This is a genomic window from Parapedobacter indicus, assembly GCF_900113765.1.
GTDB lineage: Bacteria > Bacteroidota > Bacteroidia > Sphingobacteriales > Sphingobacteriaceae > Parapedobacter > Parapedobacter indicus.
Genome location: NZ_FOQO01000014.1, coordinates 23,341 through 46,988, shown reverse-complemented (window position 1 = coordinate 46,988; position 23,648 = coordinate 23,341). Strand labels below are relative to the sequence as shown.

The following is a 23,648-nucleotide window of genomic DNA, read 5'->3' as shown; positions in this document are numbered from 1 at the left end:
CTACAGCGTATGATTAAGGTATGCCTCAATATCCTCCTCACTTATCCCCTCACCAATAACACGCTCATCGAAGTCATTGAGCTGCTCCGAAATGTACATTACATCATCGTCTGTACCGTAAAGCTCCAAATAATTGAATATCTCCTGATCGGATACCGATGCCAGATGGCTGGCAGTTGCAGACTGGTTTTCAATAGCCAATTTAACAATACCGGGGATACCCACAGCCAGCGCAATACAGGCGGCGGCATACGCCATCCACCTCAGTCGACTAATTTTTCGGATGGGCGTGTCTTTTCTTTGGTGGGTTCGGCGAGCAATGTTATTTTGCAGGGATTCGAAATAGGATGCTGGAACAGTAAAACCCGATTCGGCAGCATGTTCACTCAGTTTCTGCTGGAACAATAGCTGCTCTGCCAATTGATCAAAATAACCATCGGGGGTAGAGAAACCTGCCCCTTTAATCGTTTCTTTCAGCTGTTGTTCTTCAATTTTCGCAAAAATACGATCGCCCAATTGATCGAAATACCCTGTGGGTACAGTCCATGTATCCTGCGTTATTTCGGTCAACTTGCATCGTTGCAGCGTGTATGTCTGAAGGTCCACAAAATAGCCGTCGGGGACGGAATACGGATTCACACGTAAAACTTCGGGCAGGAATTTGTCCGGAGTGTCTGCGGGACGATATGTGTGTTTTTCCTCCATGGTACTCCTTAGATGTTTTTGTTACGTGAAGGTTTAATCGTTTGCTTCAAAAAATTGCGCTATTTTCTTTACGGCTAAGTGATAGGATGCTTTCAGTGCACCTACACTGGTACCTACAATGTCTGATATTTCTTCGTATTTCAAATCATCGAAGTATTTCATATTAAACACCATGCGCTGTTTTTCGGGCAGCGTAAGTAGTGCTTGTTGCAATTTCAGCTGGGCTTGTGTGCCGTTAAAATAACTGGTATCGGTCAATGAGTCGGCCAAATAGGCTGAGTTTTCATCGTCTAACGATACGTTCTGCCGTTGCTTTTTCTTATTCAGGAATGTAATACATTCATTGGTTGCGATCCGATAAAGCCACGTATACAGTTGAGCATCTTCCCGGAAGTTTTCCAGGTTTTTCCAAACTTTAACAAAAATGTCCTGTACCAGATCATCTGCATCATCGTGGTCAATGACCAAGCGCCGCACATGCCAATAGATTTTTTGCTGATATTTCTTTAGCAATAGTGCAAACGCCTCGTCACGTGTGCGCTTATCTGCAAATTTGTCCAATATCTGGGCATCTTCCATCCTGTATAGCGCTTCTCCCGTTGGGTTTTTTTATTTCCGTTTGATTACCCGTTGAACAGCTGCAATGATATTGGCCGCATTCAAGCCATATTTTTCCATCAGCTGTGCAGGTGTGCCGCTTTCGCCAAAGCTATCGTCTACGGCTACATACTCCTGAGGTGTCGGATTATTTTTCGCTAATACCTGAGCAACGCTATCGCCAAGCCCACCCAGCCGGTTGTGCTCCTCGGCTGTAACCACACAGCCTGTTTTGGCTACTGATTTTAAAATAGCTTCTTCATCAAGGGGTTTAATGGTATGAATGTTGATGATTTCGGCATCGATTCCCATTTCTGCCAATTGTTCTCCTGCTTGAATTGCTTCCCATACCAAATGGCCCGTAGCAAATATGCTTACATCCGCACCTTCGTTTACCATCCATGCCTTGCCGATTTCGAATTTTTGGTCGGGATCGGTAAAAATAGGAACTACCGGACGGCCGAAGCGCAAGTACACGGGACCGTGGTGATCTGCAATGGCGATGGTGGCTGCTTTTGTTTGATTGTAATCACACGGGTTGATGACCGTCATGCCGGGCAACATCTTCATCAGTCCGATGTCTTCCAGGATTTGGTGCGTTGCACCGTCTTCTCCCAGCGTAAGGCCCGCGTGCGAAGCGCAAATCTTTACGTTTTTGTCGGAGTAAGCGATGGATTGGCGTATTTGATCATATACACGGCCCGTAGAGAAATTGGCAAACGTACCGGTATAGGGAATTTTCCCTCCAATGGTCAGTCCAGCCGCAATGCCCATCATATTGGCTTCTGCGATGCCTATCTGAAAAAAGCGTTCGGGAAATTCTTTGATGAAATCATTCATTTTGAGGGAACCAACTAGGTCGGCGCAGAGTGCCACAACATTTTCGTTTTTTCGGCCCACTTCCAATAAACCGGCTCCAAAACCAGAGCGGGTATCTTTTTTATCTGTATACGTGTATTTTTTCATTTTTTTTAGATTTGTCTGTTATCGGCTGTCAGCTGTCTGTTATCAGCAATCGGCTGACTCCCAATAGCTGATTCTGATAGCTGATTTCCGATCGCTGACCAAAAATCAATAATCTCCTAGTGTTTCTTCCAATTGAGCGAGGGCAGCAGCAAGCTGTTCATCATTGGGGGCTACACCGTGCCATTTGTGTGATCCCATCATAAAATCCACCCCATTTCCCATTTCCGTTTTCATCAGGATCAATACGGGCTTACCTTTTCCTGTCCGTGATTTGGCTTCCGCCAATCCTGCCAGTACTTCACTCATCACATTGCCATTCATTTCGAGAACATCCCAACCGAATGCTTCCCATTTTGCGCGGAGATTGCCCAAGGACAACACCTGCTCAGTGGCGCCATCGATTTGTTGTCCGTTGTAGTCGATGGTTGCAATGAGGTTGTCAATTTTATTAAATGGAGCGTACATAGCTGCTTCCCAGATTTGTCCCTCCTGTTGCTCACCGTCGCCCATCAACGCATACACCAAATGGTTGTCGTTATTGAGTTTTTTTGCACGCGCCGCGCCGATGGCTACAGAGAGTCCCTGACCCAAGGAACCAGAAGCCACGCGTATACCAGGTAAACCTTCGTGCGTAGTTGGGTGTCCTTGCAGACGCGAATTGATTTGCCGGAAGGTAGCCAACTCGCTCACGTTGAAGTAGCCGGCACGGGCGAGTGTACTGTAGAATACCGGCGAAATATGTCCATTAGATAGAAAGAAGATGTCTTCCCCTATGCCGTCTATATCAAACTTTTCTTTTCGCTCCATGGCGCTGAAATACAGGGCGACGAAAAATTCAGTACAGCCCAATGATCCACCGGGATGCCCCGATTGGCAGGCATGGACCATCCGTACGATGTCTCGCCTGACCTGCGATGCGATTTGTTCTAATTTCGTGATGTCTTCGTTCATTATAATGGTGTTATTCGATTTGGCGCAAAGTTAAGATTTTACGGCAACTTCTCTGTGCTACAGCAGGGGTTTTAACTCCTGCCAAACATTTTCAGCTAAGATTTTGTGGCCTTCAGCAGTTGGGTGGATTCCGTCCTGCTGGTTTAATGCGGATTCACCGGCTACCCCTTCGAGCAGAAACGGAACATAGACCATGTTATTTTTTTGCGCTAAAGCGGGGAAAATAGCAGAGAAAGCTTTGCCGTAGTCCCCACCCATACTGGGTGGTATCATCATACCTGTTAATACCAATTTGCAATCGGGGTACTTGGTGGTAACTTTGTCAATTATGCCCTGCAAATTCTTTTGAGTTTCTTCGGTTGGTATTCCGCGCAAGCCATCATTGGCACCTAATTCCAGTACAAAAATGTCAATCTTTTCGTTCAGTAGCCAGTCGATACGTTCGTTGCCGGCTGCAGAGGTTTCGCCGCTTAGGCCGGCGTTTATTACCCGATAGGGAAGATCTAATGAATCTATCCAATGCTGAATAATCCCTGGAAATGCTAGTGTCTGGCTTTCCAGTCCCATCCCTGCGGTTAGGCTATTGCCAAAAAATAAGATGTTTTTGGTTATCGATGGAACAGCTGCTGTATCCGGCTGCGCTTTGGTCGATTGGCGGTTCCCATCAGTACGAGAAGAATTATTGCAAGCTACCGCAATGAAAAACCCGAAAACAGCAAATAACCGGATCAACATAAGTTACATTGCTTCTGCCACAACTTCCTGTACCTCCGGTACCATCCGCTTTAATAGTCCTTCGATACCCGCTTTAAGTGTGATGGTGGAAGAGGGGCATCCGCTGCAAGAACCACGCAATTCAACCACGACGGTGCCTTCTTCAAATGATTTGTAATGAATGGCGCCGCCATCCTGTTCTACCGCCGGACGGACATAATCGTGTAAAATCTGCTGTATTTTGATTTCGGTTTCTGTACCCTCGAAGTTTACGTCCTCGTCTCTAGCTATTTCCTGCACTTTGAGTTCGGATTCAACGGCGCCCTTCACAAAGTCTTTCAGGATGCCTTCGATGTCTTCCCATTCGGCATCGTCTGTTTTGGTGATTGTCACAAAGTTACTGGCGAAAAATACGCCATTAACGAAGTTGAATTTGAAGAGCTCCCGCGCAAACGGAGAATCCTGCGCCTTTTCCCGATCGGGGTAATCCAAACTCCCGTTGATCAATAACTTGTTGACCAAAAACTTCATGGTTGCCGGATTTGGCGTATATTCGGTATAAACGTTAATCGTAGCCATTTTCTGTCTTTTTTACAAAGATATCAATATTCCTGGAACATTCGGGTCAACGTATCGTCAAAGGTTAGACACCCGTATAGTTCCAGGGGGTTATCGCTTTTAGTTCTGCTTTGATTCCATCGTTTACATTCAGGGTTTCGATAAACGCTCCAATTGTGGCTTCGGTAATCGCCTCATTCGTTCGCGTTAGCTCTTTGAGTGCTTCATAGGGTTTGGGGTATCCCTCCCGCCGAAGGATGGTTTGAATGGCTTCCGCTACCACTGCCCAATTCTGTTCCAGGTCGGCTTTCAACGCAGCCTCATTGAGGATCAATTTTTTTAAGCCCCGCAGCGTAGATTTGATGGCGATTAGCGTGTGGGCCATGGGCACGCCGATATTACGCAATACCGTGGAATCCGTCAGATCACGTTGTAAACGCGATACCGGCAGTTTTGCTGCCAAATGCTCATACAGGGCATTGGCAATACCCAAATTGCCTTCTGCATTTTCGAAATCGATGGGATTGACTTTGTGTGGCATGGCGGAGGAACCGATCTGTCCCCTGGTGATTTTCTGCTTGAAATAATCCATCGATATATAGGTCCAGATATCCCTGCATAGATCGATCAAAATGTTGTTAATCCGCTTTAGCGCATCACATTGTGCCGCGAAATAATCGTAATGTTCAATTTGTGTGGTCGTCTGTGAGCGGTGCAAACCAAGGGTTTCGTTTACAAATGCATTGCCGAAGGCAACCCAATCCTGATCCGGATAAGCTATTTTGTGCGCATTGAAATTGCCGGTAGCCCCGCCGAATTTTGCAGCGTGGGGGATGGATTTAAACGACAGCAGTTGATGGTTCAACCGCTCGACAAACACCCGGATTTCTTTCCCCAGCCGGGTGGGAGACGCCGGTTGCCCGTGAGTACGCGCCAGCATCGGAATTTCGGCCCATTCGAGGGCCAATTGATCCAAGGTGGAAATCAGGCTTTCCAACTGCGGAATATATATCTGGGTGGTAGCTTCCTTCCAGGAATACGGTATGGCAGTATTGTTGATGTCCTGCGAGGTAAGCCCGAAATGAATAAATTCCAGGGAATCTGTCAGACCGAGGGCTTCGAATTTATCTTTAAGGAAGTATTCTACTGCCTTTACGTCGTGATTGGTTTCCTTTTCCTTTTCTTTGATCCAGTGGGCATCTTCCAGCGAAAACTGTTGATAAATGGCTCGCAACTTTTTGTTAAGGCTGCCATCAAAATGGGCTAACTGCTGAATGCTTGAATGGCAAAGGCTAATAAAATATTCGACCTCGACAAATACACGATATTTGATCAATGCATATTCTGAAAAAAATTCTGCTAACTCGTGCGTCGCCTGATGGTAGCGACCATCTACCGGGGAGACAGCTAAGAGCGGTGATAATGTCATACTAAATTCGTTTTCCGCAAAGGTAGCTATTTCGATGACGAAATGCGAAATACTGAATACGAAGTCAAGGCAACCGCATTATAAGTATCCCGTACGCTGCCCGTCATCCCCGCGATAAGGTCGGTATACAAGAGCATATCCTCATCCCATCCGCTAGTTACGTATCCCTATAAAGGTACATAAGGGGTACGGATCACGTGCATATACCGTGCGGATGCGGCGAAGTAAGCGCAGTTTGTTCGCGGTACACTGTGGGGACGTCATCGACTTGGGGCAGCTGGAGTCCAGATCGTCAGGGAAGTGAGGGGCTGCCCAGTGAGTCGGTGGTCGTAGGGGTCGTATCACCACCCCATGTTGCAGTATCATGGGCAACCGAGTCGGAGAACACGGAGTCGGCACCATCGGAATCGCGGTTCTGGCCAGGGTTTCCACAAGAAGCCATCCCAATTAATAATCCGCAGGCTAATACTAATCTGAGCGTTTTCATACAATTGCTTTTATGTGAATAATGATATTAAATGGTGAGGCGTCCGCCCGTAACCGGAAGCGTGGCACCCGAAATATAGTTGGCTTCATCCGAAGCTAGGAAGACATATGCCGGAGCTACTTCCACGGGTTGTCCCGGTCGTTCAAACGGTGTGTTTTCGCCAAAGTGCTCGTGATCAGGTATAGTTGAAGGAATCAGTGGGGTCCAGATCGGACCCGGTGCCACGGCGTTCACGCGGATGCCTTTGCCTTGTTCCAGTAAAATCTGATTAAGGTTTGCTGTGAAATTCTGGATAGCCGCCTTGGTTGCGGCATAAGGCAACAGGGTTGGGTTAGGTTCGTAAGCATTTACTGAAGTAGTGTTGATGATGCTCGAGCCGGAAGGCATGTGAGGTTCGGCAGCTTTACAAAGGTAAAACATGCTGTGTATATTAACGGCAAATGTCTTTTCCCATTCCCATGCCGGGATATCCTGCAAGGATTCACGCGACATTTGATACGCAGCGTTGTTTATCAGAATATCGATTTTGCCAAACTCTTTTACGGCTGTTTCGACGATCTTCTGGCAGTGTTTTTCCGAACTAATATCTCCCTTTACCAGTACAGCTTTTCTGCCAGCTTCCTCAACATATTTCAGCGTATCTTCTGCATCCCGATCTTCCGTATCATCTAGGTAACTGATCAAAATATCGGCTCCTTCCCGGGCAAAGGCAATTGCCACTGCCTTACCAATGCCGGAGTCGCCGCCTGTTATGATCGCTATCTTGCCTTCTAACCTGTTTTTGCCGACGTACGATTGTTCACCATGGTCGGCTTTTGGATCCATCGCTCCTTCAGTTCCGGGAACCTCTTGTGGCTTCCGAGGAAAAGGTGGTTTGGGATACTTGGCCGTTGGATCCTCAATGGATTGCTGACCGTTTTTGTCCATTTCTTTATTTGTCATAACGGGTTTCTTTATTTTGTAATTTCATTCTCAGCTAACAATCGAGCCCATGGATGGTTTCAATTTTGTTTCTTGTTTAATCTTGCTGCCGCATGCAAGTTAACTACTAGCTTTTCGTTAAAATATGTGCAAAAACCGATCAGAAAGTATCGAAATAGACGGCAGCCTCCTTGTATTTTTGCAGCGTAAATCATAGTATTACCAATTCGTAGTATTACCAATTCGTTGTTATGCTGGAAAATTTAGAAAGTAATCAATCTCCGCTCGCACATAAGAAGATCGTCATCATCGGTGGCACGACCGGCATTGGCTTTTCCGCCGCAAAGGCATTTATCCGCCAAGGAGCGAAGGTAATTTGTGTAGGGAGGAATGCTGTCAATAACCAGCGCGCCGCAGACGAACTGGCGGATTCGGGAGTTGTTCTCACCGGAGACGCTACCCTGGCTGATACGGCTGCCGAAGCGATCGATCTGTGTATCCGGAATTGGGGGGGCTTTGACGGGCTCTATCACGTGGCAGGTGGCAGTGGCCGGAAAGCGGGAGATGGTCCATTGCATGAAATCACGCTGGAGGGATGGCAGCATACACTGAATTTGAACCTGACCTCGGTAATGCTGTCTAACCAAGCCGCCGTCAAAGCCTTTTTACACGCAAAAAGAGGAGGCAGTATTTTAAATATGGGATCCGTGCTGGCCTACTCCCCCGCATCCCGTTATTTTGCTACCCATGCTTATGCGGCGGCTAAAGCTGCAATCATTGGGTTTTCACGATCTGCTGCGGCCTACTATAGTGCCCACGACATCCGGATCAACGTGATTGCTCCGGGCCTGGTGGAAACGCCGATGGCGCAACGTGCCGCCGGGGATGCGGAGATTATGCACTTTATCCAAACCAAACAACCCCTAGACGGTGGGCGAATTGCCTACCCCACCGATCTCGACGGGGCAGCGTGTTACTTTATGTCTGATTTCTCCCGGTTCACAACCGGACAGGTGCTGTCGGTTGATGGTGGGTGGGCACTGAGCGATGGCCAGCTACAATCAACCGATTATTAACTGATAAAGGATGACTACAGCAATAGGTATTGATTTAGGGGGGACCAATATAAAGGGGGTTTTGGTAGATACGTCCGGAAAGATTATCCACCAGGTAACGCAGACGACGGAACATCCCGGAAAAGAAAAGCCAGGTGACCAACGGTGGAAAAAGACCATTCACCAAATGGTGGCCGAGTTGAAAAAGAGAAATAAGGTAGCGACAATCGGCATTGCAGCACCGGGTTTGCCCAACAGTGCCAATTCGGCAATCCGGCTCATGCCGGAAAGGCTGGATGGATTGGAGCATTTTATATGGGCCGATTATTTAAAAGAGCAGTCAGTTTGGGTGTTAAACGATGCGCATGCCGCACTGATTGCCGAGACAAGGTTTGGCGTAGGAAAGGGACTGAAAAATGTGGTTATGCTGACGCTGGGAACCGGTGTGGGAGGGGGAATCCTGATAGAGGGAAAGTTGTATCAGGGCAATGGCCAAATGGCCGGCCATTTGGGACACATGACGCTGGATGTTGACCGGGAAGACGCGGGCATCACAGGTATGCCCGGAACCCTGGAGGATGCGATCGGAAATGCTACCGTGCTCAAAAGATCTTTTGGACGATTTGCTTCCACCAACGAGCTGGTTGACGCCTACCGAAAGGGCGATCATTTTGCTGCCTATGTGTGGCTGAATGCCGTCCGCAAATTGGCGTTAGGTTTGTGCTCGTTAAACAATCTGCTTTCGCCGGATTTGTTTATACTGGGAGGTGGTATTACCCATACGGGCGACGCCCTATACAAGCCACTGGCAGACTTTATAGACGTGTATGAATGGAAAAATTCGGGTAGGAAGACACCCATTTTGCAAGCGTTTTATTCAGATATGGCGGGTGCCGTGGGTGCCGCTGGATTTGCGCTTTCTAAAGCGGGAATCTGCGAGTATAAAGAAGGAGATTCCACACTGCAGTTTTAATTTTGAACGTTGTATGATACAAGGGTATGGATGTTATACAGGACTATATTGAAAAATGCCGCGAAATTGTAACGGCCGTTGAAGATCAAAAGAAGGAAATCCGTCAGGCCGCCGAGTGGTTTACACAAACCATCCTGGCCGAGCGTATGGTGCATGTATTCGGTTCGGGCCACAGCCGTATCATGGCCGAAGAAATGTGGCCCCGGTACGGCTCTTTTCCCGGATTTAATCCCATAGTGGAGCTTTCACTAACGTTCCACAATCTGGTGGTGGGCGCTAACGGCCAGCGGCAAGCTATGTTTTTGGAAAATGTGTCAGGGTTAGCCACCCGGATACTCCGCAATTTCGACCTCCGTACGCAGGATACAGCTTTGATTATTTCCTCCAGCGGCGGCAATGTGGTGCCGATTGAAATGGCGGAATGTTTTAAGGAGCAAGGAATACGGGTTGTGGCGTTGGTGACCAAGAAGCATGCCGAGCAAAGTACAAGTAAACGATCGGATGGCAAAAAGCTCACAGATTTTGCAGATTTGATTCTGGATTCCGGAGCACCGATGGGCGACGCGATGGTGAAAATCCCGAATTTAGAGACACCGGTTTCCCCGGGTTCCACGGTTGGGGGAGCCATTGTGATCAATGCGATTAAAGCCGAAGTAGCGCGCTTACTTACCGAAGCCGGTCATCCGCCGACGGTTTTAAGCGGAGCCAGCACGGTTGGTGCCGAGCGTTCGGCGGAGCTCTTCGAAAAAGCCTACGATGAGCATGCACACCGGTTGGCACGCCTGTACCAATCGGTAGGCGAACCTGGGAATAACGAATGGTCTGATCGTTAGCTTATGACAACCCTGATCAATCATCAACAGGTCCCCTTGCTCGCCCATACCGATATTTTGGTTGTCGGTGCAGGCTCGGCAGGATGCTTGGCGGCCCTAGCAGCAAGACATTCGGGAAAGCACAAGGTGATGCTCGTAGAGCGATATGGATTTGCCGGCGGTACATCCACACAGATGCTGGACACGTTTTATGGTTTCTTTACACCTGGAGACGAGCCCAAAAAAGTAGTATCGGGATTGCCGGACACGATCGTGGATGAATTGTCTTTAACAGGCGATATATTTCTGCGACCCAATACCTATGGTGCCGGAACCGGAGTTAATTACAATCCGGAACGGCTCAAATATGTATGGGATAAAAAAATTTTAGCGGCGGGTATCCACCTGCTGTTGCATACCACACTGGTTGATGTGGTCAAGGAAGGTGCCGAGCGCTACCTCTGTATCCTCTGGAACAAAGGCGGTTTCAGTAAGGTCGCGGCAAAACGGGTAATCGATGCATCCGGCGATGCCGATTTCTGCCACCTCGCGGATTTCGGATATGAAATAGCCGGTGAGAACGAGCCCGCGCAGAGCATGACGACCACCTTCCGTATGAGCAATGTCGATTTGGATACGTTTAAGAAAGAAGGCGGCAAGCAACTGTTGAATGAACGGATGAAAGCGGCCTATGAATCGGGTAAATACGCATTACCACGAAAGGAAGGATCGGTACACGAAATGTGCCAGCAGGGATGTGTGTCGACCGTTGCGGTAAAAGTATCCGATTTGCATGCATTGGATGCCGCGGAATTGACACGTGCGGAAATAACCGGGAGGGAGCAGGCATTTGTTTACGAAAATTTTTTCAGGAATGAAATTCCGGGGTATGGAGCCGCTCAGATTATCGGTTTATCCCATCAGATCGGTGTTCGCGAAACGCGACGGGTGTATGGAGAGGCCCGCCTCACCAAAGCGGATTGTATGGCTGGAGCTATTCCGGATGACCGTGTTTTTCTGTGTGGTGCTCCCATTGAAGACCACCGAAAAGGCGATCAGGGAGAAGATGAAACGTATTGGCAGTACATTCCGAACGACGGTGTGTACGGTGTGCCCTACGGTACGATCGTGCCGCAGGGAAGTGAACAGGCTTGGGTGGTAGGACGGTGTTTTTCGGCTACACACGATGCGCATGCTTCCTGTCGGTCTATGGCACAGACCATGTCGATGGGACAAGCGGCAGGGTTGGCGGCGGCAATTACCCTCGAGCGAGATATCGCTGCCAATGAAATGGATATAACGGCGCTGCATGACCGGCTGACCGAACTAGGGGCGATCCTTGAACTGCCCAAACGGATCGCGGATACCAGCCGGAACGGTTGGGCAAACAACAAATAACGATAGACAGATGGAAGCACAAACTTTTGTCCGGACGGTACTGGGAGATATCGCTCCTCAAGACATGGGACTTACGTATTCCCATGAGCATATCGTGATCGAGGAAAGTTTTCCCACGTTACAGAATCCCCTATTTCTACTCAACGATACCGAACGGATCTCCGAGGAGTTGTCAGCTTTTTATGCGGCCGGGGGCCGGACGATGGTAGATACCATGCCTGCCAATTGCGGCAGGAACATCCACAAGATGGCAACCGTATCCCGCAATACGGGCGTACACATCATTGCTGCTACCGGTATCCATTTGGAAATGTATTACCCGCCCAATCACTGGCGGTATACGTATACCGAAAATCAACTTACACAGCTTTTTATGGAAGATGTGACGTTGGGCATCGATGCGCACGATTACAACGGTCCCTATGTGGACCGCACCCTCCATAAAGCGGGGATGGTGAAGCTGGCTACGGGAGATGAAAACATCACGGCGCACCAGGAAAAGATATTCCACGCCGTGGTCAATACACATCGGGAGACCGGTGTGCCCATCCTGACGCACACGAATGCAGGCAAACATGCGATGGATCAGGTAAAGCTGTTTGAAAAACTGGGCACCGATTTAAGGCATGTGGTGATTTCCCATGTAGACCGTTATCCAGATGTTGGCTACCATAAAGCACTTCTCGAAACCGGGGTTCGTGTGGAATATGACAGTGCTTTCCGGTGGAAAGAAGAAACCAATTGGACCTACCGGCTGCTGGAAGCATTACTTGAGGATTTCCCTGACCAGATTACCATGGGAATGGACGCCGCCAAGCACAGCTACTGGAAATCCTATGGCGGAGCGCCCGGGCTTGATTTTTTGTTAACTACGTTTAAGCGGGATTTAGAATCAATGGGATTAAGCGGGTATTATGAACGGATATTTATCCGGAATCCTGCAGCACTTTATACATTCTCAAATCATTGAATGGACTTAATAAAAACACCATGAACAAACTGTCTATTTTCGTTTCCGGTAGTATCTTTCTCTTGGCTTTGTATTCCTGCGGCCCGCAAGGAGACCGTACGGCTACGAATTGGCAACCGCTTTTCAACCATCAAAATCTGGACGGCTGGCACGCTTCCCCCGGAGGAACCTGGCAGGTAGTGGATGGATACATTGTCGGTAAAAGTTCCGCCGATGAACCCCTTCATGGGATTTTGCTGCATGACGGGGTATACGACGATTTTAAGTTAAGAGTAGTTTACAGGGCCATTGAAGGCAACAGCGGTGTGTATTTCCGGGTTGAAGAGGTTGACGATCCGGTTCATGTGTATGGACTTCAGGCAGAAATAGATCCGGAGAAAGATGCAGGTGGGTTATACGAAACCGGAGGACGGAACTGGGTGGTGCAGCCTACGCCCGAGGATGTCAAAAAGTGGTATAAACCCAATGAATGGAATGAAATGGTGATCGTTTGTAAGGGACGCGACCTGGCGGTTTTCCTCAATGGCTATCAAACGGCCGAGCTTCACGATGACCCGGGAAGAACGAGCGGCTTGATTGGGCTGCAGCTGCATGGAAACATGGATATGGATGTCCAATTCAAGGACATTCTGATCATGGAAAGCCCCGATGACTTAAACCTTTAAGCACTGGTAAGGTAAGCGACATCGGAAAGCGTATCCTGCTTGTATTGCAGTGGGGACTTATCCGTTATCCGTTTAAATTGCCGGTTGAAGTTGGACATGTTGTTAAACCCGCTCTCATAGCAAATCTGCGAGATGTTGTAATTCTCTTCTACCAGCAATTTGCAGGCGTAGCCAATCCGGATTTCATTGAGAAAGCTGGAAAACGCTTTCTGCGTGCAGGATTTGAAGAAGCGGCAAAACGTTGGGACAGACATGTTTGCGATCTTAGCTACATCCGTGAGTCCAATATTCCGGCGAAAGTTTGCCATAATATAATCGTGGACTTTGGTCATCCGGTCGTTGTCGGCCACGGCATGCTGCTGTACATAGCCCGGACTTGCCAACACATCGGCTTCCTCACTCAGGGCCAATAGCTCAAGGATGCCCAACAGATGCAATATCCGTTTGTATCCGTTTAAATTGAGCATTTCGTGCATCATATCCGCCACCCGTTGCCGCGTTTCCCCAAGGATTTTCAAACCGCATTGCGACCGATGGAAAAGTTTCCGGACCGGCGACATCTCCGGAATGTTGAAGAACTCCTTTCCCAGGAAATCTTCGTTGAAATGAATGACGATGGCTTCAGCCGTAAGTGAGGGATTGTTTTCATAATATGCAGGATCGTTTTGGTAGCAATGAGGCAGGTTAGGGCCCAACAGTACTAAATCCCCGTCAAAAAAAGGCTCTTCATGATTTCCCACCGTCCGTTTGCCCGTACTTTTTACCACAAGCACCAGTTCATATTCGGGATGACAATGCCAGGGAGTCGGATAATACGGATAGACATCCTTTTGCAGCACAAACGAATACTTAGGGTCCAAAATTAATTTTTCTTGCCTCGGTTTCATATCACAATTGGTATTCAGTTTCATAACCGGTGCTACCGGGTTGCCCCACACGGTAGCTAAAGCCCTTTTCAACTACTAAAATACCACATTTACCGATAATTATTGATTTAAGACAAAATATTTGCATGAACCGATCAAAAAGTATCAAAACGGAATTTAGGGCCTGCCTATATTTGATCTGCAATAAACCAATTGAATAAGACGGCCCGTCGGAAGCCATGTTATGTGAAAGAGAATGAATAACATCAATGTCTATACTAGAAGGACCTTACTGAAAGGGTTGGCCGCACTTGCGGGCCTCGCTGCGGTGAATATTCCGTGGCTCACAGCTGCGGCCCGAAATAAACGCAGGTACCGTATCGGCGCATGCGACTGGTCGATCGGCAAGCAAAGCGACGTCGATGCACTCGCATTGGCTAACACGCTGGGGCTGGATGGCGTACAGGTGAGTTTAGGAACCGTCCAAAACGGGATGCACCTGCGCCGTAAGGATGTGCAGCAAACGTACCTGAAGGCCGTTGCTGCCAACGGCGTCGAAATATCCAGTCTGGCCATCGGTGAGTTAAACAACGTTCCTTATAAGTCCGAACCGGAAACCGAGGAATGGGTGCGTGATAGTATCCATGTCGCAAAAGCAATGGAATGCCGGGTTGTGTTGCTCGCTTTTTTCAGTAAGGGTGATATCAAAGGAGATGAGGCGGGCATCGCGGAAGTAATCAGACGGCTAAAAAAAGTCGCGCCAATCGCTGAGCAAGCCGATGTCATACTCGGTATCGAATCGTGGCTAAGTGCTGATGAACTGCTGGCTATCATCGATAAGATAGGCTCAACGCATGTGCGCGTATATTACGATGTGGCAAACGCCACGGAAATGGGATACGATATTTACCGCGAAATGAAGCAGCTGGGCAGCAAGTATATCTGTGAAGTTCATGCAAAGGAAAATGGCGCCTTACTTGGGCAGGGAAAAATTGATTTCCAGAAAGTATACGATACGCTAGACGAAATAGGTTATGAAGGATGGGTGATTCTGGAAGGCGGAGTACCCGCCGGAATGGATGTAAAGGAAGCCTATTTGGCGAATACGCGATACATCCGGTCCGTATTCAGTTAATGTAACATCAAATTTAATATCATATCAAGACAAACAGTTCAACGATGCTAAATAGAATTTATGTAAGCCTTCTGGGAATTTCGTTAATCTGGATCTTGGCTGCTTGCCGATCCGGAAATGAGCCGCAGACCGAACCTAACTTGTTCGTTGCAGACGATCTCAAAGCGACAGTATGGGCCGAGTCCCCGATGTTTTATAATCCAACGAACATGGATGTAGATATCCGGGGCAGGATATGGGTAACTGAAGCGGTAAATTACCGCAATTTTAATAACGATTCCACCAAACATCTTTCCCATCCTGCCGGTGACCGCGTACTTATCCTGGAAGATACAGACGGAGACGGCATAGCCGACAGCTCGAAGGTATTCATTCAGGACAAGGATATTGTATCCCCGCTAGGTATATCGGTTATAGGAAACAAAGTGATCGTGTCCTGTTCACCTTCCGTGATTGTGTATACGGATGATGACGGCGACGACAAGCCGGATAATAAAGAAGTGTTCCTTACCGGATTCGGCGGATTGGATCACGACCACGGCTTGCATACCGGCGTGGCTGGCCCCGATGGAAAATGGTACTTTATTGTGGGTAATGCGGGCCCCCATGTGGTTACGGATAAAAGTGGATGGACGCTTCGCGCCGGAAGTGTGTATACAGGCGGTACGCCCTACAACAAAGAAAACATGCCGGCCCAGCAGAGTGATGACGGCAAAATATGGACGGGAGGACTGGTCTTCCGGATCAATCCCGACGGTACAGGGATGGAAGTACTGGGCCATAATTTCCGTAATTCGTATGAAGTGGCGGTAGACTCATACGGCAACATGTGGCAAAGCGACAACGACGATGAAGTGGATGCCTGCCGGACCAGCTGGATCATGGAAGGGAGCAATGCGGGGTTTTTCAGTCGGACAGGAATACGCACGTGGCGAGCAGAAAGAAGACCGGGCCAGACCATACAGACCGCTCACTGGCATCAGGAAGACCCCGGAGTCATGCCGGTGGGAAAAATTTATGGCCCTGGTGCACCCACGGGCATCGTTGTCAATGAAAGTGACGCACTTGGTAAAGCTTATCGCGGTATGCTGCTCAGTGCCGACGCGGGAAGAAATGCAATTTTTGGATATCCTTTTAAACCGGAGGGTGCAGGGTATGACCTCTCAGCAGGTAGCCCTTTCATTTCTTCTACGGGTATTGACAACGAACGTTACCGATGGAACGACGTCGATGAAAATACGAAAAAGTGGTTTCGGCCAAGCGATGTTGCCATCGGAACGGACGGGGCCATCTACGTGGCGGATTGGTATGACCCGATTGTAGGCGGACACCAAATGATGGATTCCATCGGATTTGGGCGCATTTACCGGATAGCACCTAAGCGTAAAAAGCTGGTCACACCGACAATTGATCTGAGTGAGACTTCGGGTCAGATCGAGGCTTTCCTGAATCCGGCAATCAACGTGCGGAATCAAGGGTTCGAGCGACTAAAAGCACAGGGGCCACAAATCTTGCCTGCGTTGACGAAGTTGCTGGAATCGGATAATCCCTATCACCGTGCACGAACCGTTTGGCTGTTGGTTCAGCTGGGCCAGGAAGGCATTCGCAAAGCCGTTGAAATACTGGAAGATGAAGACCCACAGATCCGGTTAACCGCGTTGCGGGCGCTGAAACAAGCAGACCACGCGCACCTGCTTACGTATGCGGATCAGTTGGCAAACGATCCTTCTCCCGCCGTAAGGAGAGAGGTAGCCCTGGCGCTTCGGGATGTACCCTTTGAACAGAGCGGTCCCGTGATCATGAAGCTGATCGACGGCTTCGACGGGGAAGACCGCGCCTACCTAAATGCGTTGGGCATTGCCCTGGAAGGCAAAGAGCGAGAGGCCTACTCGGCATTAATGAGCCGTGATGGCAATCCCGAACCGGAAAACTGGTCGATAGCACTCGCGGCCATTGTGTGGGAGCTGCATCCTGACAACGCGGTATCTGCATTGGAACAACGGGCATTAAACGAAAAGCTTGCTATAGACGACCGGAAAAAGGCGATCGTGGCCCTTGGCTTTATCCCCACCAGAGAGGCGGCCGCATCCATGCGCGAATTGCTCGCATCAACCAATCAGGATGTTGCAGGTTCGGCACAATGGTGGTTGCAGTTCCGAAAAACCAACGACTGGAAATCATACCTCGAAGATTGGCACTCGCCCACCGACAAGCTATTGGAAGCGCAGCCTGAAGCGCTTGCATATTATCAGCAATTTAAAAAAGACGACGCAGGACCGGAGGATAAAAAGAAAGCAGCTCGACAGCTGGCGGGAAGTAAGACGGGTAAACTTTATTTGATAGACCTTGCCGCCGCGGGGTTATTGCCGGATTCGTTAAAGGCGGAGTTAGCGGATCAGATGCTGGCCGACAATGACCGCAATTTCAACGCCTTGACCGCTCATTATTTTGATGCCGACGACACCACGTTGTTTTCCATCGATCAAGTGGCGGAACTGTCGCCGGATCCCGATAAGGGAAAGACGTTATTCATAGCCAATTGCATCGTTTGTCACAAAATTGGCACGGTGGGTCAGGAAATCGGGCCTGATTTGACCAACATCCACACACGGTTCGACAGGAAGACGATATTGGACGGAATTATCCACCCCGCGGCCGCAGTAGCGTTCGGTTCGGAGCCGTACTTGGTTTTGCTGAAAAATGGCGCGGCACTTTACGGATTACTGCTATCAGACGGGCCGGTGGTAACGGTTATGGATACCTATGGCAAACAATATGTCATCGATGCATCGGCGGTGGCCGGAAAACGGCATCTGAATACGAGTATTATGCCTCCTCCCCGTTACATACCAATAACAGCGCAGGACGCGGCAGATGTCAGTGCGTACCTGTCATTAAGCGATAAAGAGCTAACACTATGATATTACATGCTGATTTTAAATCATTTGAAATTCAGGGAACAATCCAGTATATTGGCATTCCTCATTATGAACCACATAGCAAAGCAGCTATCGAGTTACAGGAGCATGGCAGCAAGGTGAGTTTCCGCAATATTTGGATCAGGGAAATTCCCGCCACAAGTTCACTGGAAAGAGATTTTGAGGATATCTTATAGAAAACATAATCAGAAAAAGGAAAACTATGGCACAACTGGCTTTATTAGGAGCGGGCTTCATTGGCCGATTTTATGCGGATTCCATCCAGTCTCTACGAAGCAGGGACCGAATCTGTACGGTATAAGCACGGAGGGGGGAAAGCGCCGAAAAATTGGCGGCGGATTACGAGGTTCCCCGCTATAGCTCATCTCTCGAAGAGGTGGTCAACGACCCGGAAGCGGACGCGGTGATCATAGCATTGCCCAACCATTTGCACGAAGCTGCCGTAGAGGCATGTGTGCGCGCAAAGAAGGCTGTTCTCTGTACCAAACCCCTTGGCAGAAACGCCGCCGAAGCACTGCGAATGCTGCGCGCGGTTGAAAAGGCCGGTATTTTTCACGGGTATTTGGAGGATCTGTTCTATACTCCCAAAACGCAGAAAGCGATAGCCGATGCAAGAAGAGGCGCCTTGGGAAAGATTTTGTGGACGCGATCGCGTGAGGCACATCCCGGGCCCCATAGCGACTGGTTTTGGGACAAGGAAATGGCAGGAGGCGGGGCCATCATTGACCTGGCGTGCCATTGCATTGAAATCGGCCGCGGTTACATTGGCAAGGATATTCGTCCACTTGAAGTGATGTGCTGGGCAGACACGCAGGTGAAACCCATTGACGCGGAAGATAACGCCATCGGATTGGTGCGTTACGAAAATGGAGCCATCAGCCAGTTTGAGGTAAGCTGGACATTCCGGGGAGGACTGGATCTGAGGGATGAGGTGATGGGATCAGAGGGAACCGTGTGGGTTAATAATTTCCTTCGGACGGGTTTCGAAATGTACAGCTCAGGTAAAGGCAATACGTATGTGGCCGAGAAGGCCGAAAGCAACAACGGGTGGTTGTTCCCCGTAGGTGATGAGGTACATGAGCTGGGCTATCGCCACATGTTTACCGACATGCTCGATTCGATGGATCAGGATACCGTACCCGAGGAAACTTTCTATGATGGCTATATCGTAAATGCCATAATGGATGCCGCCTATCTATCGGCGCAGACAAAAAAATGGGAGCCGGTAATGCTGGAAGTGTGGCGGGGAAAAACTTCCGTTGAAAAGGATGATCTTTTCAGAGATTACGATGAACAGTATTACCTAATCAAAGAAGAACGGACACATTATGGAACGATGAAGGTAATCTTGAAAAATAAGTTAACCGGCGATATTGTTGAACAAGAAAAGCCGACCGGAGATACGTGATTTGCGGAAATCACATTTACCTTTAGATCACCTGGCTACGGCCGGGTTTTTTTATGTTTTATGAACATGTTTTATGAAACTTTTAGTTGTCGTGATTGTACTATACATAAAGGTATATTCTATATAGGGTACATTCAATCGAGGTACAACGATGGCAATAAAAAAAGAAAGTGCACAAGTTTCTGCCAATAGCAACCGTCTTCGCGATAAAAAAGGCGATGGGTTGATTCACGCACGCCATGATCTAAAAGATAAAAAAAAGCAGAAGAATTATGAAGCAGGTGTCGACCCCCAAGATGAACAACTCAATACCGTGCCGGAAGGAACGGGCAATCAACGGGGGGATTCAAAACCTGGAGGAGGTAACAGGTTACAGAAAGATACAACCCTGAAGCGCACCGATAGCCAAACAAAAAAATAAAAAATCAAACATTGATAAAAATCATTTGTATTCCTTTTAAATTTGACTAAGCTTATTTCAGTCGATAATCGTTTATATTTTACCAGTTGTTCTATTCATATTGTACCGTTACAATAAAGCACGAATGGATGAGCTGTATTAACCAAGTGTTTGTAGATACTTAATGAAAAAGAAAATTTTATACATTGAAGATGATCCGGATATGGCCGACATCGTATCCGAAATCATGCAATATGAAGAGTATGAGGTAATCACAGACAGCGGAAAAGCCATGCATAAACTTTTAAAAGAAAACGATATCGGTTTGATACTTATGGATGAGGGCTTAAGCTGGTGTTGGGGCAGCAATCTCTGCAAGGAACTAAGATCGGATGAAAGGACTGCCGATATACCCATTATCATGATTTCTGCTGTTCGAGAAATTGATGACATTGCACAGCATTGCGGAGCAAACGCTTATATCCGTAAACCGTTTGAAATTTACGATGTGATCGACGCAGTGAATATTTACTACCCGAAAGATGATCTTTCCGTATGAAGGATCACTTTTAGACCATTAACGAAAAAAGTAGCCATATGAAAAGGATGAAATTGAAACCTGTCTCTATGCCCGTACAGGGGCTGTATCAAAAATCCTATGATGAAAAAGAGCACACTGTGCTTGATGAATCTATGAATGACGCATTGAGTATCCGAATGTTTGAAAATCTGAAGATGGCTCTGTTTTTCAGTCGGATACAGAATCAGCTGAATGATGGCGAACGCCAAAATGTATAGTAATTCATTGTTGCAGCTCGTGGCGTAAAAGATGGTCGCAAAACTTCGATATTTGCCCGATCTGGCACCTGGCTATCGGCGTGTGAGACGTGGAAGGGGATTTTATTATACAGACAGTGACGGAAGGCGGATAACAGACGATAAAAAATTGACGCGCTTCCGGGCGTTGGTAATCCCGCCCGCTTGGAAACAGGTATGGATCAGTCCAAGCAAGCGCGGGCATCTTCAGGCCACAGGTGTAGATGAAGAAGGAAGAAAGCAATATCTTTATCATCCCGAATGGACTAAGGAGAGGCAACGGAAGAAGCTAAAGCGGATGGTAGCCTTCGGCAATGCGCTACCGGATATCAGGCGACAAATCGCCAAGGACTTGCGAGTGGAAGAGCTTACCAAAGAAAAAGCAATTGCCATCGCCCTAAAAGTCACAGAAGAAACGTTGATCCGCATCGGCAACGAACAATACCTTCGCAAGTATGGTAGCCGCGGATTGACCACCTTAAAAAAAAGTCATGTGCATATCTCAGAAAGCGACGCTGTATTCCGGTTTCGTGGAAAAAAAGGGGTGCAGCAGGAAATTTCGGTCCGCAATGTGAAATTAGTCGCTCATTTACTGGAATTAAATCGACTGACGGGCCCCTACTTATTTCAATACTGTATGGAGGGGAACAGATCGTGCAGGCTGCGGGCGGCAGATATTAATGCCTATATTCAACAGCATACGGATCTCAAGTTTTCCTCAAAAGACTACCGTACGTGGTATGCGGGATTTTGGGCATTCAGCCTATTTGGCCGACAGGCTAGTTGTGAAAGTGAAAAGGAACGTGAAACCACGATCGTATCCGTGTTGGACGTGGTATCCCATCGATTGGGCAATACACGGGCTGTTTGCAAACATTACTATGTTCCCGATAGTATAATCACAGCCTATAAAGATGGTTCTTTGCAACCCTATTTGCGTAACGGAAAAAGAAGTAAACGTCCGCTTACCAAAAAAGAAACAGAACGGCAACTGTTGGCCTTCTTGGCATGTAGTATCGAGGAGGTTCGGTAACTACTTTCGCTCATTTTTACGTTTCAGGAAATGCAGCAGTGAAGCCCGGTTCTTCCGTACATTCGCTGGGCCGATTAGCATACCATAAGCCTCGAGTTCCGGTACGTTGTCACAAATGGTCTTGATGATGCCAATGACCGGTATAGCCAATGCCATTCCCGCAATACCCCAAAGCAATTCGCCCGCAGCTAATCCCATAATCGTAAATAATGGATTGATATTTACTTGTTCACCGACCACCAGCGGTTCCAATATGTATGTCTGTAAAAATTGAACGATGAGGTATACGGCGAGTATGCCAAGCACCATAGATCCATCTCCACCTTGGGCCAACACCGCGAAAACAGCAATCAAGTTGCCAACGAAGTTTCCAAAGAAGGGCACAATTTCAAGCACCCCACAAAGTATCGCAAAAAATATGGCGCCCTTCAGGCCTACAATTCCGAAGCCGATGCTGTACATGACCCACAGCATAACAATCATACTAAAAAGGCCGGTTAGGTAACGGCCGGATACGCCTACGGATTTACGGATAATCCGATCGACGTTCTGCTTTTTTCCTGCGGGGACAATACGCAGCGCAAACTTTTTCAAATGGGATCGGTAAAAAAGGAGGAGGAAGGTATAGACGACAATCAACACCGTATTGACAACCACGTTTGTGAGTGTATTGATAAAGCTGAGAAGTAGGTTGTCTGCTTGGCCGGTGGTGCCATTTTTTTGCTCGTTTAACATTTTTTCCTGCTCCGCGATGCCAATGTCCAATGTGTCACTTACCCATTCCCGGATGGCGCGAACGTTATCGATAAATCCCTTTTTCATTTCCTCGAAATCGTCCGCCAATCGACTTACTTGCCAAGAAAGGATAAAGAAAAGCAATGTCACCATGCCCACAAGCGCCAAAACGGGAATGAACGAGGCCAGCCCCTTATTGATACCCCGTTTTTCCAACCACTCGGCGGTACCGGTGAGTAACATGGCGAGCAAGGCGGCGAGAACGATGGGGATGAGAAAGGGGGCGGCAACGTAAATACCTGCTATAAATAATAAGATGGTGGCCACGAAATAGGCCGCTCGTTTGGTAGTAGCTTGTGGTGTCAATGATTACTGATTTTATCGGTGAGTTGTCATTTATTTTGGCAATCCGCTGTCAGATCTACTTGATTGAGGTAACAACTGCTTCCGTTATTTGTTTAGTAAATGTCAGGTATGTAACCGTTTTATCCGAAAAATCCGACTTATTTACGAGCTTTCAAACAACTGGGCGTTAGGTTTGTCATGATAGCAGATACAGTCCATGTAAAAAAATTCACATAATGGTTAGAACAGCAACTTTACTTTGCCTCGTGGTGCCATGTAGCTTAATAATGGTGAGCCTCGAAGACGTAGGTAGGTCACAACAGGGGATGCAGGACCAAGAATTTGTGGTGTTATTGATGAGTAGTAATCGGTTTGAGATTGAAGCGGGCGGAGTGGCCTATTCACAGGGAATAAACAAAAGTGTTGTGGAATGCGGTATTCAGATGGCATCAGACCACGGTGCCGTGTGCACCGAATTGGCAGCACTTGCCACCTTGAAGGGTTGGCGCATACCAGATGACTTGCAAGATAACGAACAGCGTATACTTGATGAACTCACAACGTTAAACCGGGAAATGTTTGATCGGGAATTTGCCAAGCAAATGATACTGTGGTACGAGGCCACTATCGCCCTGCTCGAACAGGCGTCTGGCCTTAATGGTGCGGAAGACGAGGAGTTGCGGCTATGGGTGGAGAAGAAATTGTCGGTAATGAAATACGGTACTGTTTATCAACCTCTGTTGGCTGCATATTCACTTCAATAGCAAAGC

Annotated in this window: 26 protein-coding genes and 1 pseudogene; 16 read left to right on the top strand and 11 right to left on the bottom strand. The window is 48.0% G+C overall.

Features of this window, described 5'->3' with window-relative positions:
• The 9 genes from BMZ56_RS22960 to BMZ56_RS22925 all read right to left on the bottom strand — a co-directional run bounded on the left by BMZ56_RS22960 (position 1) and on the right by BMZ56_RS22925 (position 7,349).
• A complete protein-coding gene (locus BMZ56_RS22960; protein ID WP_090631523.1) occupies positions 1-705 on the bottom strand; it encodes a hypothetical protein in 705 nt (234 codons plus the stop codon).
• Between the two features lie 33 nt (positions 706-738).
• Complete coding sequence (locus tag BMZ56_RS22955; RefSeq protein WP_090631520.1) at positions 739-1,284, bottom strand: RNA polymerase sigma factor; 546 nt, start codon at positions 1,282-1,284, stop codon at positions 739-741.
• Positions 1,285-1,314: 30 nt separating this feature from the next.
• Positions 1,315-2,268, bottom strand: a complete 954-nt coding sequence (locus BMZ56_RS22950) for a transketolase family protein (RefSeq protein WP_090631517.1) — start codon at positions 2,266-2,268, stop codon at positions 1,315-1,317.
• 105 nt (positions 2,269-2,373) lie between these two features.
• Positions 2,374-3,219, bottom strand: coding sequence for a transketolase (locus BMZ56_RS22945; protein WP_090631514.1), 846 nt, complete (start codon positions 3,217-3,219; stop codon positions 2,374-2,376).
• A 57-nt stretch (positions 3,220-3,276) separates the two neighbouring features.
• Positions 3,277-3,954 carry an arylesterase gene (locus BMZ56_RS22940; protein ID WP_090631511.1) on the bottom strand — a complete coding sequence of 226 codons (678 nt, stop codon included), beginning with the start codon at positions 3,952-3,954 and terminating at the stop codon, positions 3,277-3,279.
• A gap of 3 nt (positions 3,955-3,957) precedes the next feature.
• On the bottom strand, positions 3,958-4,512 hold the full coding sequence (locus tag BMZ56_RS22935; protein WP_090631509.1) for a NifU family protein: 555 nt from the start codon (positions 4,510-4,512) through the stop codon (positions 3,958-3,960).
• A gap of 64 nt (positions 4,513-4,576) precedes the next feature.
• Positions 4,577-5,920: an adenylosuccinate lyase gene (gene purB / locus BMZ56_RS22930; protein WP_090631506.1), complete on the bottom strand. Its 1,344-nt coding sequence runs from the start codon at positions 5,918-5,920 to the stop codon at positions 4,577-4,579.
• A 292-nt stretch (positions 5,921-6,212) separates the two neighbouring features.
• The gene (locus BMZ56_RS25500; RefSeq protein WP_143073004.1) at positions 6,213-6,407 is read right to left on the bottom strand and encodes a hypothetical protein; all 195 of its coding nucleotides are present in this window, start codon (positions 6,405-6,407) and stop codon (positions 6,213-6,215) included.
• Between the two features lie 27 nt (positions 6,408-6,434).
• Positions 6,435-7,349 carry an SDR family oxidoreductase gene (locus BMZ56_RS22925; protein ID WP_245893370.1) on the bottom strand — a complete coding sequence of 305 codons (915 nt, stop codon included), beginning with the start codon at positions 7,347-7,349 and terminating at the stop codon, positions 6,435-6,437.
• A gap of 230 nt (positions 7,350-7,579) precedes the next feature.
• On the opposite strand from BMZ56_RS22925, the gene BMZ56_RS22920 reads away from it, so the two are divergent.
• The 6 genes from BMZ56_RS22920 to BMZ56_RS22895 are packed head-to-tail and all read left to right on the top strand — an operon-like array spanning position 7,580 to position 13,201.
• On the top strand, positions 7,580-8,404 hold the full coding sequence (locus tag BMZ56_RS22920; RefSeq protein ID WP_090631503.1) for an SDR family NAD(P)-dependent oxidoreductase: 825 nt from the start codon (positions 7,580-7,582) through the stop codon (positions 8,402-8,404).
• A 10-nt stretch (positions 8,405-8,414) separates the two neighbouring features.
• Entirely contained in the window at positions 8,415-9,356 is a 942-nt protein-coding gene (locus BMZ56_RS22915; RefSeq protein ID WP_090631501.1) for an ROK family protein, read from the top strand.
• A 26-nt stretch (positions 9,357-9,382) separates the two neighbouring features.
• Positions 9,383-10,189, top strand: coding sequence for a sugar isomerase domain-containing protein (locus tag BMZ56_RS22910; protein WP_090631499.1), 807 nt, complete (start codon positions 9,383-9,385; stop codon positions 10,187-10,189).
• A gap of 3 nt (positions 10,190-10,192) precedes the next feature.
• A complete protein-coding gene (locus BMZ56_RS22905) occupies positions 10,193-11,566 on the top strand; it encodes an FAD-dependent oxidoreductase (protein WP_090631496.1) in 1,374 nt (457 codons plus the stop codon).
• 10 nt (positions 11,567-11,576) lie between these two features.
• On the top strand, positions 11,577-12,536 hold the full coding sequence (locus BMZ56_RS22900) for a phosphotriesterase family protein (RefSeq protein ID WP_090631493.1): 960 nt from the start codon (positions 11,577-11,579) through the stop codon (positions 12,534-12,536).
• Between the two features lie 20 nt (positions 12,537-12,556).
• Complete coding sequence (locus tag BMZ56_RS22895) at positions 12,557-13,201, top strand: 3-keto-disaccharide hydrolase (RefSeq protein ID WP_143073003.1); 645 nt, start codon at positions 12,557-12,559, stop codon at positions 13,199-13,201.
• Here BMZ56_RS22895 and BMZ56_RS22890 read toward each other — a convergent pair.
• Positions 13,198-14,088 carry an AraC family transcriptional regulator gene (locus tag BMZ56_RS22890; protein WP_177195279.1) on the bottom strand — a complete coding sequence of 297 codons (891 nt, stop codon included), beginning with the start codon at positions 14,086-14,088 and terminating at the stop codon, positions 13,198-13,200. The two genes, BMZ56_RS22895 and BMZ56_RS22890, sit on opposite strands and share 4 nt — an antisense overlap.
• A gap of 235 nt (positions 14,089-14,323) precedes the next feature.
• On the opposite strand from BMZ56_RS22890, the gene BMZ56_RS22885 reads away from it, so the two are divergent.
• The 9 genes and pseudogenes from BMZ56_RS22885 (at position 14,324) to BMZ56_RS22850 (ending at position 21,798) form a co-directional block, all read left to right on the top strand.
• On the top strand, positions 14,324-15,202 hold the full coding sequence (locus tag BMZ56_RS22885) for a sugar phosphate isomerase/epimerase family protein (protein WP_090631485.1): 879 nt from the start codon (positions 14,324-14,326) through the stop codon (positions 15,200-15,202).
• Positions 15,203-15,246: 44 nt separating this feature from the next.
• Complete coding sequence (locus BMZ56_RS22880; protein ID WP_090631484.1) at positions 15,247-18,123, top strand: PVC-type heme-binding CxxCH protein; 2,877 nt, start codon at positions 15,247-15,249, stop codon at positions 18,121-18,123.
• Positions 18,120-18,317, top strand: a complete 198-nt coding sequence (locus BMZ56_RS22875) for a hypothetical protein (RefSeq protein WP_090631481.1) — start codon at positions 18,120-18,122, stop codon at positions 18,315-18,317. The genes BMZ56_RS22880 and BMZ56_RS22875 overlap by 4 nt, the downstream gene beginning before the upstream one ends.
• Positions 18,318-18,460: 143 nt before the next feature.
• Positions 18,461-18,676: pseudogene (locus BMZ56_RS26025) on the top strand (Gfo/Idh/MocA family protein); the annotation flags it as partial.
• Positions 18,662-19,549 (top strand): Gfo/Idh/MocA family protein, encoded by an 888-nt coding sequence (locus BMZ56_RS22870; RefSeq protein WP_256213862.1) that lies wholly within the window; start codon positions 18,662-18,664, stop codon positions 19,547-19,549. The pseudogene BMZ56_RS26025 and the gene BMZ56_RS22870, both read left to right, overlap by 15 nt.
• 151 nt (positions 19,550-19,700) lie before the next feature.
• Positions 19,701-19,970: a hypothetical protein gene (locus BMZ56_RS22865; RefSeq protein ID WP_090631478.1), complete on the top strand. Its 270-nt coding sequence runs from the start codon at positions 19,701-19,703 to the stop codon at positions 19,968-19,970.
• Positions 19,971-20,133: 163 nt separating this feature from the next.
• A complete protein-coding gene (locus BMZ56_RS22860) occupies positions 20,134-20,508 on the top strand; it encodes a response regulator (protein ID WP_090631476.1) in 375 nt (124 codons plus the stop codon).
• A gap of 38 nt (positions 20,509-20,546) precedes the next feature.
• A complete protein-coding gene (locus BMZ56_RS22855) occupies positions 20,547-20,747 on the top strand; it encodes a hypothetical protein (protein WP_090631473.1) in 201 nt (66 codons plus the stop codon).
• Between the two features lie 31 nt (positions 20,748-20,778).
• The gene (locus BMZ56_RS22850) at positions 20,779-21,798 is read left to right on the top strand and encodes a DNA topoisomerase IB (protein WP_090631471.1); all 1,020 of its coding nucleotides are present in this window, start codon (positions 20,779-20,781) and stop codon (positions 21,796-21,798) included.
• Here BMZ56_RS22850 and BMZ56_RS22845 read toward each other — a convergent pair whose 3' ends face one another.
• A complete protein-coding gene (locus tag BMZ56_RS22845; RefSeq protein WP_245893368.1) occupies positions 21,799-22,899 on the bottom strand; it encodes an AI-2E family transporter in 1,101 nt (366 codons plus the stop codon).
• A gap of 266 nt (positions 22,900-23,165) precedes the next feature.
• On the opposite strand from BMZ56_RS22845, the gene BMZ56_RS22840 reads away from it, so the two are divergent.
• On the top strand, positions 23,166-23,642 hold the full coding sequence (locus BMZ56_RS22840) for a DUF4142 domain-containing protein (RefSeq protein WP_177195278.1): 477 nt from the start codon (positions 23,166-23,168) through the stop codon (positions 23,640-23,642).
• The last annotated feature ends 6 nt before the right edge of the window (positions 23,643-23,648 follow it).